This window comes from Bacillota bacterium, assembly GCA_023511835.1.
In the GTDB taxonomy this organism is placed as follows: Bacteria; Bacillota; Sulfobacillia; order JAIMAT01; family JAIMAT01; genus JAIMAT01.
This window is the reverse complement of record JAIMAT010000130.1, coordinates 1-3,871: the sequence shown is the minus strand read 5'-3', so window position 1 is coordinate 3,871 and position 3,871 is coordinate 1. Positions and strand designations below refer to the sequence as shown.

Here is a 3,871-nt window from a genome sequence, read left to right as displayed (position 1 = left end):
GGAGCTGGCGCGCGCCTGGTCGGGCGAGGCGCTGGCGCGGCTGGGGGCGCTGCGCCGCTCGCAGGCCGCGGCCGTCCGCCAGGCGGCGGCGCTCCTGGCGGACGGGATCGAGCGGGGCGGCATCGTCTACACCTTCGGCTCCGGCCACTCGCACATGGCGGCGGAGGAAGTCTTCGTCCGCGCGGGCACGCTCGCCTGCGTCCGCGCGCTCTACCCGACGCTGGCGCTGGACGCGGTGGAGCGCGTGGAGGGCGTGGGGCGCGAGCTCTTCCGCCGCGTCGACCTGCGGCCGGAGGACAGCCTGATCGTCGTCTCCCAGTCGGGCGTCAACCCGCTGCCGGTGGAAGCGGCGCTGGAGGCGCGGGCGCGCGGGCTGGCCACCGTGGCCATCACCTCCTTCGAGCACTCGCGCGCCGTCGAGCCGCGCCACTCCAGCGGGCTCCGCCTGATGGAGTGCGTCGACGTGGCCCTGGACAACGGCGTCCCCGCCGGCGACGCGCTCCTGGACGTGGGCCTGCCGGTCAAGGTCGGCCCGCTCTCCAGCCTGGCCGCCATCCTGCTGATGCAGATGCTCCTGGTGGCGACCACGGGCGAGCTGCTCGCCCGCGGTCTGACGCCGCCTGTGCGCATGAGCCGGAACCTGCCCGGCGGCGACGAGTACGACCGGCTCTTCGTCGAGCGCTACGGGGACCGCATCCCCGAGCTGCGGCTGTAGGGGGCGGGCGTCGTGATCCGCCGCATCCGCAACGCCAGACTGGCCGGCCCGGAGGGCGGGCGGCTCGTCGACGTGGAGATCGAGGGCGGGCGCATCGCCGCCGTCCGGCCGGCGCGGCCCGGGGCGGCCGGCGGCCGCGCGGGCGGGAGCGCGGGAGGCGCGCCCGGCAGGGAGGAGGAGCTGGAGCTGGAGGGGCTCCTCCTCGCGCCGGGCTTCCTGGATCCGCACGTGCACGGCGCGGTGGGCGCCGACTTCGGCTCAGGGCAGGAGGAGCAGATCCACCGCATCCTGGCCTACCTGCCCAAGTGGGGCGTCACCGGCTGCCTGGCCACGCTCCGCACCGCCTCGCCGGAGCGGCTGCGCTCGGCGGTGGAGGCGCTGGGGGCGTACGTGCAGCGGCCGGGCGAAGCGGCGCTGCTGGGGATCCACCTGGAGGGGCCCTTCCTCAGCCCGGAGGCGGCGGGCGCGCAGGACCGGGCCGAGCTGCGGCTCCCGGACGCGCTGGAGTTCCGCCGCCTGCTGGAGGCCTCCAACGGCCGGCTGTGCATGATCACGCTGGCCCCCGAGCTGCCGGGCGCGCGGGAGCTGATCCGCATGGCGGCGGCGGCGGGCGTCCAGGTGGCCATGGGCCACTCCGCCGCCACCTGGGAGGAAGCGCTCGCGGGCCTGGAGGCGGGCGCCATCCACGTCACCCACCTCTTCAACGGGATGCGCCCCTGGCACCACCGCGACCCCGGCCTGGCCGGACTCGCGCTGGCCGACCCGCGCCTGACCGTCCACCTGATCGCCGACGGGCAGCACCTCCACCCGGGCGCCGTCCGCGCCGCCTGGAACGCGACGCGCGCCGCCGCCGGGCGCGGCCCGCGGCTGGCGCTGATGAGCGACGCCATGGAGGCGACGGGGCTGGGTGACGGCCTCTACGTCCGCGCCAACGGCCAGCGGATCACCGTGCGCGACGGGGTGGCGCGGCTGGAGGGCGGCACCCTGGCGGGCGGCACGGCCACCCTGGGCCACGCCGTGGAACGGCTGGTGGCCTGGGGGCTGCCGCTGGACGAGGCGGTGGAGGCGGCGGGGGCGGTGATCGCGCCGCACCTGGGCTGCGGGCGGAGCCGCGGGCGGGTGGCGCCGGGGTACCTCGCCGACCTGGTGGCGCTGGACGAGCGCGGCCGCATCCGCCGGGTGCTCCTGGGCGGCGAGCTCGTCCACCGCCACGGGGACGTGCACGGAGGAGAGCCGGGAGCGGGGGCGGGCGGCCGGCGAGGCGCCTCGGGCGCCGCGGCGGCGCAGAGGGGAGGGGGCGAGCCGTGAAGGTGGTGCTGGTCCGCGTCGACGACCGGCTGATCCACGGCCAGGTGGTGGTGGGCTGGACGCGGACGGTGGGGGCGACGCGCATCGTCGTCGCCGACGACGATGCGGCGGCCGACGCCATGCGCCAGATGCTCCTGCGCATGGCGGCGCCGCCCGGCGTCCAGGTCAGCATCCTGCCCGTCGAGGAGGCGGCGCGGCAACTGGCGGCCGGGGCGTTCGCGGGCGAGCGGGTGATGGTCATCGTCCGCTCGCCGGTGGCGCTGGTGCGGATGCGGGAGCTGGGCTTCCTCTTCGACGAGGTCAACGTGGGCAACGTGGCCATGGGACCGGGCCGCGTGCGCCTGACGAAGGAGGTGGCGGCAACCCCGGACGAGCTGGAGGCGTGGAAGGAGCTGGACCGGGCCGGCGTGGCGCTGGTGGCGCGCTGGCTCCCGGGCGGGGCGGCGGGCGACTTCAACCGCGCCGTGCGGGCGCATGGCTGAAGGCGGCGGCGGGGCCGGCCCGGCCGCCGCCCATTCGGAAGGAAGGTGAGAGCCGATGTCCCTCGGTACCGCGCTGGCGCTGGCCTTTCTGGCCGGCTTCGCCTACTTCTCGCGGCGCTTCATGGGCGACCTCTTCCTGGAGCGGCCCATCGTGCTGGCGCCGCTGACCGGACTGATCATGGGCGACCTGCACACCGGCCTCGTCGTCGGCGGGACGCTGGAGCTGGTCTTCATGGGCGCCGCCGACATCGGCGGCTCGGTGCCGCCCAACTACACCATCGGCAGCATCCTCGGCGCCGCCTTCGCCATCCACTCCGGGCAGGGGCTGGGCACGGCCCTGCTGGTGGCCATCCCGGCGGCGCTCCTGGGCTCCTTCTTCGAGCTCCTGGCCAAGACGGTGAGCGTCTTCTTCGTCAACGCGGCCGACCGCTACGCCGAGCGGGGCGACGACCGCGCCATCGCCTGGCTCCTCCACCTGGGCAACGCCGTCCACTTCCTGGCCGACGCGGTGCCCACCTTCTTCGCCCTCTGGCTGGGCATCGACGCGGTCAAGGCGCTCACCGCCTCCATCCCGGCCTGGCTGCAGCACGGCATCAACACGGCGGGCGCCGTCCTGCCGGCGCTGGGCTTCGCGCTCCTCCTCAACAGCCTGGTGACGCCGGCGCTCTTCCCGCTCTTCTTCATCGGCTTCCTGCTGGCGGTCTACACCAAGTTCAACGTGCTGGGCGTGGCGCTGCTGGTGGCCATGGTGGTGGTCGTCCTCGAGCGCCAGCGCGCCCAGGCCGAGCCGGCCGAGGCCGAGGCGGCCGCGGCTCTGGCGGGCGCCCAGGGCGCCCCCTCCGGCGGGGCGACGCGCCTCCCCGCGGGGGAGATCCGGCGCATCTTCTGGCGCTCCTTCGCCATCCAGTCGGCCTTCAGCTTCGACCGCATGCAGGCCATGGGCTTCACCTGGACGCTGATGCCGCTCCTCCGCCGCCTCTACGGCGACCGGCCGGCGGAGTTCCGCGCGGCGCTCAAGCGCCACCTGGCCTTCTTCAACACCCATCCCTGGCTGACTGGCCCCATCTTCGCCCTGACCGCCGATCTCGAGGCGCGGCGCGCCCGGGGCGAGGCGGTGGACGACGCCGGCATCCAGGGGTTGAAGGCGGGGCTGATGGGACCGCTGGCGGGCATCGGCGACTCCATGTTCCACGGCACGCTCCGGCCGCTGATGGGCGGCGTCAGCGCGGCGCTGGCGCTCCAGGGGAACCCGGTGGCGCCCTTCCTCTTCTTCGTCACGGTTAACGCCATCCACGTGCTGGTGCAGTGGTACTCGCTCGACGCCGGCTACCGGCTGGGCGACCGGGCGGTGGCGCTCCTGGCGGCG

4 protein-coding genes are annotated in these 3,871 nt (G+C 75.6%); all 4 read left to right on the top strand.

Annotated features, from left to right (window positions below):
* A partial coding sequence (locus K6U79_11285; protein ID MCL6522935.1) for an SIS domain-containing protein occupies nucleotides 1-715 on the top strand: 715 nt, incomplete at its 5' end.
* Between the two features lie 12 nt (nucleotides 716-727).
* Entirely contained in the window at nucleotides 728-2,023 is a 1,296-nt protein-coding gene (nagA, locus tag K6U79_11280; protein ID MCL6522934.1) for an N-acetylglucosamine-6-phosphate deacetylase, read from the top strand.
* Nucleotides 2,020-2,505 carry a PTS sugar transporter subunit IIB gene (locus K6U79_11275; protein MCL6522933.1) on the top strand — a complete coding sequence of 162 codons (486 nt, stop codon included), beginning with the start codon at nucleotides 2,020-2,022 and terminating at the stop codon, nucleotides 2,503-2,505. The genes nagA and K6U79_11275 overlap by 4 nt, the downstream gene beginning before the upstream one ends.
* Nucleotides 2,506-2,560: 55 nt before the next feature.
* Nucleotides 2,561-3,871 (top strand): PTS sugar transporter subunit IIC (locus K6U79_11270; protein ID MCL6522932.1); only part of this gene is annotated, 1,311 nt, incomplete at its 3' end.